The sequence below is a fragment of the Elusimicrobiota bacterium genome (genome assembly GCA_016706425.1).
Taxonomy (GTDB): Bacteria; Elusimicrobiota; Elusimicrobia; order FEN-1173; family FEN-1173; genus JADJJR01.
Genome location: JADJJR010000001.1, coordinates 1,465,398 through 1,478,148, shown reverse-complemented (window position 1 = coordinate 1,478,148; position 12,751 = coordinate 1,465,398). Strand labels below are relative to the sequence as shown.

Below are 12,751 nucleotides of genomic sequence, written 5' to 3'. Positions count from 1 at the left end.
CGCGAGCCACTTCCTAAAAGGACGCCGAAGAATTTATGAATCCAGAAAAGCCGGAAAAAACAAGGTGCAGACCCTGTCCCAAGGGGACATCTCCTCTCCCCAGGAGTCAGGCACGAAAATGGCTGGCGCGGCTTGCGGGGTGGAAGTTAAACGAGAAAAGCAAAAGCATTTCAAAGTTGTACATCATGCGCGATTTTTCCGCGGCCATCGCGTTTATGAAAACGATTCATCCCGTTGCTCAAGCGGAGGATCATCATCCGGACCTGCACCTCACGAATTACCGAAGATTGCGGATTGTTCTCTCGACACACAAGGTGGGTGGGCTCTCCGATAAGGACTTTATTCTTGCGGCCAAAATCGAGGCCCTTCCGAAAGCGTTGAAAGCCCGGTGATGTGAGAAGCCCGCACGACTCAAAACAAAACCGCCCCGCATTCCGTCGGGGAATTGTTTTCGGTTCTTGCGGAAGCCGGGCGGCATGAAAACGGGCGGCGCGCTTTTGCGCGCGCGGCTTGCGGCGATTCCCGCGTTAGGCGATGTCCCCGACGCGGGCGAGGAGCTCTTTGTTGGACCGGGTGGCCTGAAGTTCGTTGACAAGCTGTTGGGCGGCGTCCACGGGGGACATCCCGGACAGGGCCCGCCGCAGCGTTCGAACGGCCTTCAGTTCGGCGGGATCCAGCAACAGTTCCTCTTTGCGGGTGCCGCTTTTAGCGATGTCGACCGCGGGGAAAATCCGCCGGCTCGAGATTTCCCGGGACAACACCAGCTCCATGTTCCCCGTTCCCTTGAATTCCTCGAAAATCACGTCGTCCATGCGGCTGCCGGTTTCGACGAGGACGGTGGCCAGGATGGTCAACGACCCGCCGTTTTCGATTTTTCGCGCCGCCCCGAATATACGCCGGGGGATTTCCAGCCCCCGGGCGTCCACCCCGCCCGAGAGGGTGCGCCCGCTGGACCGGCGTTCGACATTGTGCACCCGGGCCAGCCGGGTTAAGGAATCGATCACCACCATGACGTTTTTCCCCTCCACCACTTCCCCCAGGACCTGGCGCATCAGCTCGTCGGCCACTTGAACGTGCTTTTCTTGGGAGTTGTCCGACGACGACGCCCGCACCTCCGCCTTCACGGTGCGCTTGAAATCCGTGACTTCCTCCGGCCGCTCGTTGACCAACAGGCAATAGAGTTTGATGGCGGGCTGACCGTTGATCACGGCGTTGCAGATTTCTTTTAAGAACGTGGTTTTGCCGGATCCGGGCGGCGCCACGATGTACCCCCGCTGGCCCATGCCGATGGGACTCAGCAAGTCCAGGGCGCGAACGGTGAGGGCCGACCCCCGTCCTCCAGCCGAATGCGCGGGGACGGATCCACCGCGCGACCGGCGTAAAAGCGTTCTTCGTTGGCGTTTTTGGGTTTCATGGGTCCTTTTCGAAAGTACCGGCGTTTTTTTCCTGCCCGAGGGCCGCGCTTGGGTCGGCTTCAAGCCCCGTCCGGCAACCCCTGAAAACAAAACCCCCCGCCGATGGCGGAGGGTTTGTGTTCAAAGTGGCGGGGTCGACGGGATTTGAACCCGCGGTCTCCGCCTTGACAGGGCGGCGTGTTAACCGAGCTACACCACGACCCCAGAATGGGTTAAAAAACAAACACGCGGCGTGGGCCGCGTGGTCGGGTGGATGATACAAAAATTGGGCTTTTAAATCAAAAAAGCCTACCGCACGACGGCAAATTTAAGGGTTTTGCGACCTCCCCGGCTTTCGGCGCGCACCAAGTACACCCCGGTGGGCGCCGGGCGGCCATCGCGGTCGCGGCCGTCCCAAAGGGCCTGCCCGGTGAAATCGGCGTAGACGGTTTGGACCCATTCGCCGCTCACAGTGAAAATCTTGAGCGTCGCGTCGCCGGGTAAATCGGTGAAGGTGGCGGTCCCCCCTTCGCGCAGAGGATTGGGAAAGCCTTTGAAGTGGGTAAACCCGGCGGTGGTCGCCAGCGGCCGCCGAAAGGTTTGAACCCACAATTCGTGGGCCGATCGGGGCGACCCGTCGAAGCGCCGCAGCCCCATGTTGCCGAACCGGCGCAACAACAACTCTCCCCATTGCCCCCCCACGGCGTAAAACGTGTCCAACACCGCGCAGGTGTCGCTGGGGCGCGGGCAAGGGCAGGCGTCGGCGTCGGCCCCCTTCAAAAGATCGCGCATTTCCCACCAGACCACGGCCTCGAACTTTTTGTCCTGGGCCTGGCTGAGCAAAACCTCCAGGTAATTTCGGAGGTTTGCCTCCCCCCCCACCACCGTGTCGTCAATGAGCACCGCGCCACAGCCGGAAGGCGGGCTCGGGTGCTGGTAGCTCGTCAACACTTTCACCGCCGACCAGCCGGTTTCCGCCACCCAAATCTTGCGCGCCGTTTTCTGCTGGACGATCGTGAAGGCCTCGTTGAGCCGGGAAAAGCCCGTGGCGTAACTGTCGGGCGGGATGGGTGGAAAAAGGAATTGCAGCGGGTACATGGAAAAGGCGATCCGGTCTCCCGGAACGGTGAGCGCTGTAACCAAATGTCTTTCAAAACAGGCGCGAAGCGACGCGTCCGTCCGCGGCCCGCCGCACCAGGGGGTGGAAGGGTCGGTGGGCCCCAGGGCCACGCCGTAAAGGTATTCAAATTGAAATGTCGGGAAAATTGTCAGCGACGGGTGCCTGGCTTTGAGCGACCGATGCACCTCGCCGTACCAGGCGATAAAGGCGTCTTTTTGCGCCGGGCAGTTGAAAAATTGAATGTCCATCTCGATCACGGGACTGAAGTAACGGGGCTGAACCAAATCGATCAGGTAACTGGCGTAGGCCACATAGGCGCGGCGGTGGGTGTCCGCGTTTACATCGGTCGAGAACGGGTAACAGCCGTCCGCGTCCACCGGCGCCCAAGTTTCGTCGTAGGTCCCGGCCGCGGTCACATTTTTCGTTAAGGTTTTGCGGCCGCCCAGGGGCGAAAGGGCCAGGTAACGCACTTTGCCGGTGTCCCTTGCGTTTTTCGCGATGGTCGCCCATTGTTGGGCCCAGGGGGCCGGGAGGGGCTTGTTGTTGGCGAATTGATCCCAGGGAACACCCAAAAAGTCGTCGCCGTGGATGGAGATCAAATCTTGATCCTGGGTGTCGGCGAAGGTCCAAAAAGGGAAGGACACGCTGGAGATATGGATCGGCGTTGTCCCCATCAAAAAATGTCGGGGTTCCCCGGCGGCACAGAAAGCCGCCAGGGCGAATGTAAAAACGCCGAAAGAAATTTTGAATTTCATCGTCTTTGGGGTTATTATAGTAAGGAAACCATGAAACCGAGATGGATCGTTCCCGCCTTGGCCGTGCTCCTGGGCTTTTCGGGCCCGGGGCGCGCGAGCCCCATGGACCCGGCCTTGGCCGTCGGGCAGGCCATCGACCATTGGGACGCCCCCACTCTCTCGCTCGTGAGCCAATGGGTCGGCGAACTTTCCAAAAACAACCCCAAGGACGCGGGGTTCGCCTATTGGCGCGCCGTGGCGGCCTTTCACACGGTCTTGATGGGCGACGGCGGGGACGACGCCCTGCCGCCCGCGATCGAGGCCGCCCGCGCCGCCCTCCGGCTCAACCCCGACGCCCGGGACGTCCACGCCATGCTCTGCGCGCTCTACGGCATGCGCATTAAGAACTCTTCGATACGGGCGGTGTGGTTGGGCCCGCGGCTCATGCGCCACGGAAAACAGGCCCTGCTCGCCCCGGAAAACCCCCGCGCGCTTTATTTGGTGGCCACGTGCCGTTATCACGGGGGGCGGGAATACGAAGAGGCCCTCCGTTTGTTGAACCGCGCCGAAACGCTTTTCGCCGCCGAAAAACCCGCCCCCACGGAGCCCCATTGGGGCCGCCCCGAAGCGTTGCTGTACAAGGCCTACACCCTTGAAAAATTGGGGCGCGGCGGGGAAGCGAAATTGATTTTCAAACAGTTGTTGGAGTTGCGCCCCGGCCACGGCGTGGCCACCGAGCGATTAAAGTAATTCTTTGCCCAAGAGCCGCGCCAGCCGCGCGCGGTTGTAGCGCTGGGCGATGACGCAGGGCAGGTTGCCCGCCAGGGCGTAGGCCGCCATCAATCCCCCCACCCAGGGCCGGTTCCACAAAAAAAAGAACGGCGCCGCCGTCATGGCCAACCAGTGGGCCAATTCTCCCCGGCGGGTTTCCAGCGAAAAACGGCTCAAATAATCCCCGGTCCGCGACGACAGATCCCGTTTGGCGAAACCCCCCGCGAACCAGGGGCCCGCGTCGGGCAGGCGGTCTTTCCAACGTTTCACGCCCAGAAATTCGTACAACGCGCCCCCGCGTTCCCAGGGGCGCGCGCGGTAGAGCCAGCCATCGGCCCCCAACCGTTCGGCCGGGAGTCCGGTGACGAACTTGGCCGCGGCGAACTGCACCGCCAACCACACCGCGATGTCGACCGCCACGGTCACCGGAACGGGGAAATAAAAAACCCTCATTGGTTGGTTCGCCCTTTCCAGACCAGGGGCCGTCCCACCGCGAGGGCGAAGAGCGAACGGAGAAAGACGAAAACAAAAAACACCGCCGGAACCGGGTAGGCCAGCGCGGTGGCCCATCGAAAGGAGCCCAACCGACGGAGCCAAAGGCCGGTTTGCAACGCGAAGAGCGCGTAGACCGCGCCGGAAAGGAGGACAGGGGCGTCCACGGAACACGCGGCCGCGGCGAGCGCGCGCGCCGCTCCCAGGGCCCCGGTCAACCACAGGCTGAAGGCGATCCAAATGGAAAGGGGCGTGCCCTTGCCGCCCAGGACGAAGGATTTTCCCCACCCCGCCGCGATCCCCGCGATTCCGCTGTCGTACATGCGAAACTCCACGGCGCCTTTCCCGGCGTAACAAGCCAAGGGCTCGCCCCGACCTTCAAGCACCGCCGACAGGTCGAAATTCTCCACCCACCGGTCCTTGACCGGCTCGTAACCGCCCACCGACCAAAAAGTTTCCCGGGAAACGGCCAACAGCGGGCCGAAAAGCCGTTGGGGAGCGGCCCTGTTCCCGCGGGGGGTGAAGGCGTTGGACGCCGCCGCTTGAACGAGGTTGAAGACCCCCGAGAAATCCTCCACCCATCGGACCGTGCGATGGTAGGGCAAGACCGAAACGGCCCCCCGGTTCGCCCGCGCGGCGGCGGCGATACGCGCCAGGGCCCCCGGCAAGAGCCGGAGGTCCGCGTCCAAAAACAAAAGCCACGGGCCCCGGGCCTCCCGCGCGCCCTGCTGGCAAGCCCAGGTTTTCCCCCGCCACCCGGCCGGGAGCGGCGCGGAGGCGATCACCCGCGCCCCGACCCGCCGGGCGACATCGGTGGTGCCGTCGGTGGAATGGTCGTCGACCACCAGGATTTCCAAGGGCCGAAGGGATTGGTTTTGCAGGGATTCCAACAGGGCGGGCAGGCGACGGGCTTCGTCCCGGGCGGGGATGATGACGGAAAAATCAACCGCGGCGTCGCCTTTCGGAAGGGCGGCGAGGCGCCAAAGCATCCAAAACCCCGCGAGCCAGCAAAGCCCGTGGAGCGTCGCCTCGAGCATGGGTTATTTCAGGTCGGCGAGGATTTTGTCCCGCGCCAGTTGGCCCGAGAGCACCACCATGGGCATGCCGCCGCCCGGGTTCACGCTGCCGCCGACAAAGTAGAGGTTTTTGTAGTGGGCGCTGCGCTGGGGGGCCTTGAAGCCCAGGTTCAACCGCCGGTCCGACACGACGCCGTAAATGGCGCCCTTGTTGGAGTAATACCGTTTTTGGATGTCCTCGGGCGTCCAGCGGTCTTCGGTCACGATGTGCTTGCGCAGGTCCGTCAGGCCCATGCGCTCCAGTTTCTCCAGCAGCCGTTCGCGCAGGGCGTCGTAGTCCTCCGGCCCGAACGGGTCTTTGTCGCGCAGGTGCGGGATGTGCGGCAGCACCTTGATCACTTCGCAACCGGCCGGGGCCTGGGCGGGGTCGGTTTTGCAGGGAGCGACGAGGTAGATGGTCGGGTCGTTGGACAGCCCCTGCCCGACGAAGAGGGTGTTGAAATGCTTGCGCGCGTTCTCTGAATAGAAAAAGTTGTGGTGGGCCAGTTGGGGGTATTGCCGGTCCACACCCAGGTGCAGCACGAGCCCCGAGCAGGCGGGCTTGAACTTCTTCAGCCTGCGCAGGCGGCCCGCCGGTTCTTTAAACAGATCGCGGTAGAGCGGAATGACCTCCATGTTCGAAACACAGACGTCCGCGCTGATTTTCTCCCCGCCGTCCAGCGTCAGCGCGGCCACCCGGCCGTCAACGCGCTCGGCGCCGACAACCTCGCGCCGGTAATGGAGCCGCCCGCCCAAATCGAGGAGCAATTTCTCCAACCCCCGCGCCAGGCCGTAGAGCCCGCCCTTCACATACCACAGGCCGTAACCGAATTGGATGTGCGGCATGAGGTTCAACAGCGCCGGCGCGTCGTAGGGCGACGACCCCACGTACTTGATGAAATAATTGAGCGCGTCGACGAGCTTTTTGTTTTTCACGAACCGGCGCACGCCCTGGTCCAGGGTGCGGAAGGTGTCGAAGCCCACGAGGCTCCGCCAGGGACCGTAGAAGCGGAGCAGTTCCCAAAAGGAGTCGAGCCCTTTGGCGAAATAGCCTTCCTCGGTGATGCGGGTGAGCTTTTCAGAATACTTCATAAAGTCCCAGAACCCCTCGGTCTTGCCGCCGGGGATCTTGGCCAGTTCCGCCTCCTGTTGGCGCTTGTCGGGGGTGAAGTCGAACACCGTGCCGTCCTCGAAAAAATTCCGCCAATGGGGCGTGACCGGCTGGAACTCGACGTAATCCTCCATGCGTTTGCCGGCGCGGTCGAAGAGCGCGCGGAAAATGTGCGGCATGGTCAAAATCGAGGGGCCCAGGTCGAAAGTGAACCCGTCCTTCTCCAAAATGTTCAGTTTCCCGCCGGCGCGCTCGTTTTTCTCGTAGACGTCCACCGAAAAGCCTTCGGTCGCGAGGGAAATGGCCGCCGACAGGCCGCCCAACCCCGCGCCGATCACCGCGACGTTCTTTGTTTTATCGCCCATGGGTTTTCTTTTTCTCCTTCTGAATGCGACGAAAGGCCCGCACAAAACCCCACAGCCCCTTGATCTTGGCCGGCCAGGGTTTGTCCAAAAAAGACATGTGCAGATAAATCCTCAAATTCTCGTAAACGCCCCGGCTGTAGGGGAACCAATTGAGCTCCCGCCGGGCGGCGCCCTTGTTGACCATCACGGCCAGGCCCCGCGTGAAGGCCTTGAGGCCTTCGGGGCCGTGGTAACGGCCGAAACCGCTTTGTTTAACGCCCCCGAAGGGCAGATGGGGGTTCCCGATGTTCTTGATCACATCGTTCACCGCGCCGTTGCCGACCTCCAGGCGGGACAACACGCGCCGCCCCTTGGCCAAATCCCGGGTCCAGACCGACGCGTTGAGCCCGAAGGGCGATTCGTTGGCCAGGGACACCGCCTCCTCCTCGGTTCGAAAGCGCATCACCGGCAAAACGGGTCCGAAGGTTTCTTCGGTCATCACGGCCATGCCGTGGTGGGTTCCGGTCAGGAGCACGGGACCCATGAAGTCCCCCTTGTTCCAGCGTTCCGAGCGGAGGGTCGCGCCCTTCTTGAGAGCGTCGTCGATGTGGCGGTCGATGACGACCTTTTGCCTCGGGTCGGTGATGCCGCCGATGTCGTCGTCCATGCCGACCCCCACCCGGAGGGTTTTGACGCGCGCGGCCAAGGCCGCGACGAAGGCGTCATGAATTCCTTCCTGCACATACAGACGCTCGACAGAGACGCACACCTGCCCCGCGTTGGCGAAGGCGCCGTACACCGCCCCCTCCACGGCGCGCTCCAGGGGCGCGTCGTCGAACACGATCATGGGGTCCTTGCCGCCCAGCTCGAGGAGCAACGGGGTCAGCCGTTCGGCGGCGGCGGCCATGACGCGCCGCCCGGTCTCGGCGCCGCCGGTCAGGAAAATAAGGTCCGGTCCCGATCGCACGAGCCGCTCGCCCACGGCGCCGTCGCCCGTCACACCGGTGACCGTCGCGGCGGGAAACCCCGCGCGGTGGAAAAGGTCCACGATCATTTTCCCCACCTGGGTGGAGAGCTCCGAGGGTTTCAAAACCACCGCGTTCCCCGCGACCAGGGCCGTGGCCATGGGGACCACCGACAATTGAAAAGGAAAGTTCCACGGCGAGAGCACCAACACCCAGCCCCAGGGGTGTCGCTCGACGCGGGAGGCGCTGTGCCGGAAGGAAAAGGGCGTGGGGCGCTTCTCCGGGGCCAGAACCCGCGCGGCGTTCTTTTCCAAATAACGGATGTTTTCCACGGCGGGGATGATCTCCGTCATCACCGCCTCGACGGGCGTTTTGCCCGTGAGCGCCGTCAGGCGGCCGGCGATGGCGTCCATTTCATCGATGATGAGGTTGCGCAGGCGGGCCAGGCACGCGGTGCGCTCGCGCACCGAGGTGCGCCGCCAGCAGTCAAAGGCCTTGCGCGCGTTCTCGCCCAGCTCGTCGATGGGCACGGTCGACAAATCGGCCGTGGGGACCAATCAGGCCTCCACCGGCAGGGCGGGCACGGGGGGCACGGTCACGCCGTGCCTCCGGCAAATGAGGTTCGAAGAAATCCGCGCCGATTCGTAGATGGTCGGCAGGCCGCTGCCCGGGTGGGTGCCGCCCCCCACGAGGTAGCATCGGTCGAGCTCTTCGAATTTGTTGCGGGGGCGGAGGTAAAGGAGCTGGGAAAAAGTGTGCGCCAGGTTGAAGGTGGCGCCCAGGTAAATGCGGCCGTCCTCCTGCCAGTCCAGCGGGGTGATCACACGCTCCGCGCGGATCCGCCGCCGCAAATCGGGCAGGCCCGCCCGTTTTTCGATCAAGTCCAGCACGTGGTTTTTGAAGGCCTCGCGCTCCTCCCCCCAGGCCACTGAACTCGATTGGTTGGGGGTGGGCACCAAGACGTACAACGCCGAATGGCCCGCCGGGGCGAGGGACGGGTCCGTCACCGAGGCGTTTTGAATGTAAAAAGAGATGTCCTTGGACAGAACCTTGCGCGTGGATATGTCGTGGAGGTTGGCTTTGTAGTCCTTGGCGAAAAAAATGGTGTGGTGGTCGAGGGGCACCGCGCCTTCGACGCCGAGGTACATCATAAAGGTCGAGCAGGAATATTTTTTCTTGGCCAAGCGGGCCGGGGCGTACTTTTTAAGCGTTCCGGCCGGCAGCAGGCGGGACATGGCGTGGGCGAAATCCGCGTTGATGATGACCTCGTCGGCGGTCGCCCGTTCGCCGTTTTCCAGCTCCACGCCGGTCACGCGGCGGCCCTCCAGGGTCAATTGGCGCACCGGGGTCGACAGGCGGATTTTTCCGCCCTCCTCCGCCACCACGCGCGCCATGGCCTGGGAGATTTGGTTCAGCCCCCCCACCACGTGTTCGATGCCGTGGGCGTGTTCGATGTAGGGCAGCATGGTGAATAAGCCCGGACACTCCCAGGGCGACATGCCCAGGTACTTGGCCTGAAAAGTGAACGACAGTTTGAGTTTTGCGGGTTGAAAGTAACGCCCCAAATTTTGAAACAGCGATCGGCCGATCGAAAGGGCGGGAACGGCCATCATCAAATCCTTGGAAAGGAAAGAGCCCAGGGTCGAGTAGTCCCGTTGAATGCAGGGGTAGAGTTTTTCGTAGCGCCGTTTTTCCTCTTTGAGAAACCGGTCGAAACCTTCCTCGCTGCCGGGGAAATGCTGGCCGATCTCGCGGCGCATGGCGGCGTGGTCCGAGGTGATGACGACGTCCCGGTCTTCAAACTTCAAACGGTAAAGGGGGTCCAGTTTTTTGAAGGAAAGGTACTTTTCCACGTCCCGCCCCGCTTCCTGGAACATTTCGGCGAGGATGAAACGCATCATGAGGAAGGTGGGGCCGGTGTCGAAAGTGTACCCGTCGAGGCGAATCGGGGCGTTGCGGCCCCCCACGACGTCCTTGGCTTCGAACACCGTCACGTCGAACCCGCGGTGCGCCAGGATCATGGCGCTGGTCAAACCGCCGGGTCCGGCGCCGACAATGATGATCTTTTTACGGGCGGGGTTGAGGGGCATGGCTTGCCAACTCCCTGAAAAGGATAAAACTGTTACGATCTCACAAGAGAACGCCAATTATTTCATTTTCGGAGGATCTGTGACCGAACCCAAGATCGCCCAAAAGGCGCCCATCGTGTTGGACGAAACCCCCGGCGACAAATGGTGGTGCGCCTGCGGCCATTCCCAAACCCAGCCTTTTTGCGACGGCAGCCACAAAACCTCCGGCACCGGCCTCACGCCCGTCAAGGTGACCGTTGAAACAGCGGGCAAAGTGGCCTGGTGCGCCTGCAAGCACTCACAAAAAGGCGCGTTTTGCGACGGCGGGCACAAAAGAATTTGAACCCAAAGGGCCGACGGCTTGGTAGAATAAGGGCACGGGGTTCGCAACTCAAAACCCCCATCAAGGAGAAATCATGTCTACATTCCATAAGCTGATGTTGACGTTGGTGGTGATGGCCTCTTTCTTTGTCGGAGGCTGCCAAAAATCGGAACCCGTGACGGAACAGCCCGCTGTGGCCCCGGTGGAAGCGCCGGCGACCACGGAAGCCCCGGCGATGGAAGTCCCCGCCGTGGAGCAACCGGCCGCTGAGACCCCCAAATAAAAACGCATTAATTAAATGGAAGTTCGCGCGCGGGCGCGCGTTGTCGCCGAAAGGGCGATGGCGCGCGCCCGGCGTTTTACATCAACACTTCGGCGAATAGGCCGAGCTTTATGGCCTGGGCGTCCAGCGAGCGTATGCGCTCGCTCGTGACGGCGCGCAACCGGGACGGGGGCAGCAATTCCATAAATCCTTAACCCGAATTCCCCAGTTGCGTCGCGGGATTCGACGGGAAATCTGGTCCTTTTTCCTTCACAAAAAAGTTCGACCGTCGTCCCCGCTACGCCCTCACTTTTTTGTTTCGTAAAAAGGGCCGTATTTTCCGTTTCGGTCCTCGCGATCAACTGGGGAATCCGGGTTAATTCGAAAAATGGAGGCCGGGAAGGGCGGACATCCTGAAGGTTTTATAACAAGAAGCCAATTGTGAAAACTTTTTCCCCTGAATCCTTTTGCGTGAGCTGCCGACCCGGGAAAGCCCTGGAACCGAGCTGGGTCGGGATCAGAACCAACCCGATTGCGCGACCCCCGGATTCCAAGGGTTACTCCGCGTCTAAATAAACCCCCAGGTGAGGGACATTCTGGGAGGCTGCACCGGTTTCGGGATCCAAGATCTGTGGGCCGCCGGGGAAGAAATCCCGCACATAGTGGAAGTAAGACCAGCCGGTCTTGGCTTCCAGCTCATTGAACCGTTTCGCAAAGGCCTCCCATTCCGGCGCGACAAGATGAAACACGCCCGCTTTGACTTTCGGGAATTTTTCGGGCTCACAGAAATTGGAATTGAGCGCCGGTCCGATCAATTTCTTTTGTGCGGTCCGATGTAAGTCATAAAGAGACCCGCTTTCACCCTGGAACCTCATCAGCAGATAGTAGCCGGCCGCAAACAGGCAAAACAGGAAAGAGAATAACAGCAAAAGGACTATCATGCCGTGCCGGCGATCGAAGCCGGTGTGGGAAGAGAGCATCATCAGGGCCAAGAGAACCGCGGCGGACGCCCCGAAGATCATGAGTTTGCGAGGCGCCGTGCGCTTGACCTCCCGCAGGTGCCGCATGACGCAGGCGTCGCACACAGCGGTGTGAATCAAACGGCTTTGCTTAAGCTTCCATCCGTGCACGGTGTGCGTTTCGCCGGAGGGAAAGCCCAAATGCCGGGAAACCTTGACCTTGTAGTCGACGACGAGATACTCCCCGACCTTTTTCACATCACAAGGTTTGACGGGGATCCTTTCACACAGGGAACAGGCCGAAACTTTTGGGTTCGTGTTCTCATTCTCCATAACGGTCTCCTGTTTTCTAAAATCCCGAGGACACCCATTGAATGAGGCCTCCCCCGCTCGGTCAATTCGTTTGGCTTGAACCTATTTTGAAGGTCGCCGGGAAACCCGTCAAAGTGCCGGTGCGATTTTCCTTTGTCCGCGCCCCGCCCGGTTAAATCGCAAAAGACGCGGCGGAAAACCCAGATCACCCACCACCAACTTCCCCACGTAGGGCCGCGCCCGGGACAAAACAAGCCCTTTCTTGGGAAGCCCCAGGGTCACGGTCAATCGGGCCCGCACGGCCTCCGGGAGGGGGCGGCCCCTGTCGGCGTCCAAGCCGGAGGGCACGTCGGCGGCGATTTTGGGGCCCCGCCGCGCGTTCATCCATCGGATCAGCGTCCGGGCCTCCTCGGACAGGGGCGGGCGGACACCGAGGCCCAAAAAAGCGTCGACCACGGGTTCTCCCCGGTCCGGCAAACGAAGCCGGGGCGACCAAATCCGCACGGTCGGCCGGCAGGCCGAAAGCGCCCGCCAATGGGCGCGCGCCGCGTTTTGATAGTTTTCGGGTTTCCGCCACAGCAAGACGGTCACCCGCCGGCCCGCCTTGATCAGCCACCGGGCCGCCACGAGCCCGTCGCCGCCGTTGTTCCCCCCGCCGCAGACCACCAGAGCGCCCCGATGCGGGAACAACAGAGTCCCCTCCGCCAGGGCGTGCCCGGCGTTTTCCATCAAAACCTCTTCGGAAAGACCGCGTTCCATGGCGGCGGCGTCCCGTCTACGCATTTCGGCGGCGGTCACCGGTTTGAAATGAAAGGCGGGAAGGAGCGTCACGGTCTCATCA

Annotated in this window: 12 protein-coding genes, 1 tRNA gene and 1 pseudogene; 4 read left to right on the top strand and 10 right to left on the bottom strand. The window is 62.1% G+C overall.

What is annotated here, in order from left to right; translation table 11 throughout:
- Positions 1-35: 35 nt before the first annotated feature.
- Positions 36-392, top strand: a complete 357-nt coding sequence (locus IPI56_05995) for a 4a-hydroxytetrahydrobiopterin dehydratase (protein ID MBK7545283.1) — start codon at positions 36-38, stop codon at positions 390-392.
- Positions 393-527: 135 nt separating this feature from the next.
- Here IPI56_05995 and rho read toward each other — a convergent pair.
- From rho to IPI56_05980, 3 genes and pseudogenes are all read right to left on the bottom strand, one after another.
- Positions 528-1,414: pseudogene (gene rho / locus IPI56_05990) on the bottom strand (transcription termination factor Rho).
- 127 nt (positions 1,415-1,541) lie between these two features.
- Positions 1,542-1,619 (bottom strand) — tRNA-Asp (locus tag IPI56_05985).
- 84 nt (positions 1,620-1,703) lie between these two features.
- Positions 1,704-3,269 carry a hypothetical protein gene (locus IPI56_05980; GenBank protein MBK7545282.1) on the bottom strand — a complete coding sequence of 522 codons (1,566 nt, stop codon included), beginning with the start codon at positions 3,267-3,269 and terminating at the stop codon, positions 1,704-1,706.
- A gap of 30 nt (positions 3,270-3,299) precedes the next feature.
- Between IPI56_05980 and IPI56_05975 the strand changes: the two genes are divergently transcribed.
- Positions 3,300-3,998, top strand: a complete 699-nt coding sequence (locus tag IPI56_05975; protein ID MBK7545281.1) for a hypothetical protein — start codon at positions 3,300-3,302, stop codon at positions 3,996-3,998.
- Here the strand turns inward: IPI56_05975 and IPI56_05970 are convergent.
- The 5 genes from IPI56_05970 to crtI (IPI56_05950) are packed head-to-tail and all read right to left on the bottom strand — an operon-like array spanning position 3,990 to position 10,076.
- Positions 3,990-4,472: a hypothetical protein gene (locus IPI56_05970; protein ID MBK7545280.1), complete on the bottom strand. Its 483-nt coding sequence runs from the start codon at positions 4,470-4,472 to the stop codon at positions 3,990-3,992. The two genes, IPI56_05975 and IPI56_05970, sit on opposite strands and share 9 nt — an antisense overlap.
- Positions 4,469-5,548, bottom strand: a complete 1,080-nt coding sequence (locus tag IPI56_05965) for a glycosyltransferase (protein MBK7545279.1) — start codon at positions 5,546-5,548, stop codon at positions 4,469-4,471. Before IPI56_05965 ends, IPI56_05970 begins: the two co-directional genes overlap by 4 nt.
- A 3-nt stretch (positions 5,549-5,551) precedes the next feature.
- A complete protein-coding gene (gene crtI / locus IPI56_05960) occupies positions 5,552-7,042 on the bottom strand; it encodes a phytoene desaturase (GenBank protein MBK7545278.1) in 1,491 nt (496 codons plus the stop codon).
- Positions 7,032-8,543 carry an aldehyde dehydrogenase family protein gene (locus IPI56_05955; protein ID MBK7545277.1) on the bottom strand — a complete coding sequence of 504 codons (1,512 nt, stop codon included), beginning with the start codon at positions 8,541-8,543 and terminating at the stop codon, positions 7,032-7,034. Before IPI56_05955 ends, crtI (IPI56_05960) begins: the two co-directional genes overlap by 11 nt.
- Positions 8,544-10,076: a phytoene desaturase gene (gene crtI, locus IPI56_05950; GenBank protein ID MBK7545276.1), complete on the bottom strand. Its 1,533-nt coding sequence runs from the start codon at positions 10,074-10,076 to the stop codon at positions 8,544-8,546.
- 79 nt (positions 10,077-10,155) lie between these two features.
- On the opposite strand from crtI (IPI56_05950), the gene IPI56_05945 reads away from it, so the two are divergent.
- A complete protein-coding gene (locus IPI56_05945) occupies positions 10,156-10,398 on the top strand; it encodes a CDGSH iron-sulfur domain-containing protein (GenBank protein MBK7545275.1) in 243 nt (80 codons plus the stop codon).
- A gap of 73 nt (positions 10,399-10,471) precedes the next feature.
- Positions 10,472-10,660 carry a hypothetical protein gene (locus IPI56_05940; protein ID MBK7545274.1) on the top strand — a complete coding sequence of 63 codons (189 nt, stop codon included), beginning with the start codon at positions 10,472-10,474 and terminating at the stop codon, positions 10,658-10,660.
- A gap of 536 nt (positions 10,661-11,196) precedes the next feature.
- On the opposite strand, the gene IPI56_05935 is transcribed toward IPI56_05940, so the two are convergent.
- Both IPI56_05935 and IPI56_05930 read right to left on the bottom strand, forming a co-directional pair.
- Positions 11,197-11,856: a hypothetical protein gene (locus tag IPI56_05935; GenBank protein ID MBK7545273.1), complete on the bottom strand. Its 660-nt coding sequence runs from the start codon at positions 11,854-11,856 to the stop codon at positions 11,197-11,199.
- Positions 11,857-12,039: 183 nt separating this feature from the next.
- Positions 12,040-12,741, bottom strand: coding sequence for an NAD(P)H-hydrate epimerase (locus IPI56_05930; protein ID MBK7545272.1), 702 nt, complete (start codon positions 12,739-12,741; stop codon positions 12,040-12,042).
- Positions 12,742-12,751 lie beyond the last annotated feature (10 nt).

Excerpts from the sequence above, each read along its gene's own strand:
- IPI56_05995 (MBK7545283.1), top strand. The coding sequence starts at position 36 with ATGAATCCAGAAAAGCCGGAAAAAACAAGGTGCAGACCCTGTCCCAAG.
- IPI56_05980 (MBK7545282.1), bottom strand. The coding sequence starts at position 3,269 with ATGAAATTCAAAATTTCTTTCGGCGTTTTTACATTCGCCCTGGCGGCT.
- IPI56_05975 (MBK7545281.1), top strand. The coding sequence starts at position 3,300 with ATGAAACCGAGATGGATCGTTCCCGCCTTGGCCGTGCTCCTGGGCTTT.
- IPI56_05970 (MBK7545280.1), bottom strand. The coding sequence starts at position 4,472 with ATGAGGGTTTTTTATTTCCCCGTTCCGGTGACCGTGGCGGTCGACATC.
- IPI56_05965 (MBK7545279.1), bottom strand. The coding sequence starts at position 5,548 with ATGCTCGAGGCGACGCTCCACGGGCTTTGCTGGCTCGCGGGGTTTTGG.
- crtI (MBK7545278.1), bottom strand. The coding sequence starts at position 7,042 with ATGGGCGATAAAACAAAGAACGTCGCGGTGATCGGCGCGGGGTTGGGC.
- crtI (MBK7545276.1), bottom strand. The coding sequence starts at position 10,076 with ATGCCCCTCAACCCCGCCCGTAAAAAGATCATCATTGTCGGCGCCGGA.
- IPI56_05940 (MBK7545274.1), top strand. The coding sequence starts at position 10,472 with ATGTCTACATTCCATAAGCTGATGTTGACGTTGGTGGTGATGGCCTCT.